Annotated in this window: 1 pseudogene; it reads right to left on the bottom strand. The window is 66.4% G+C overall.

The features are described 5' to 3' along the window. Positions 1-247, bottom strand: a pseudogene (locus EOB49_RS35665) (hypothetical protein); the annotation flags it as partial.

The following is a 247-nucleotide window of genomic DNA, read 5'->3' as shown; positions in this document are numbered from 1 at the left end:
GCCAGCACCTTGGTTTCATCGCTCGTCCTTGCCGACACATGCGCAAGGCCGGCCAGCTCGCAAAGCCCCTTGATGGCCCCGAAGATCGGCCGGCGCGATCCTTCCGCGACGGGTTCTCCGGATGACGCCAGCACGCCGAACGGTCCGGTGAAGCTGGAGAGCGTGAGCTGTTCCAGTCCAGCGGGCGCGACGCGCGCGGCATATCCGATCGTCCATGCAGCAGCGAACTGACCGGTGTGGCGAGGAT

This window comes from Mesorhizobium sp. M7A.F.Ca.MR.148.00.0.0 (assembly GCF_003997735.1).
Classification (GTDB): domain Bacteria; phylum Pseudomonadota; class Alphaproteobacteria; order Rhizobiales; family Rhizobiaceae; genus Mesorhizobium.
Note: the sequence above shows the minus strand (reverse complement) of the source record. Positions and strands in the feature narration are given on the sequence as shown.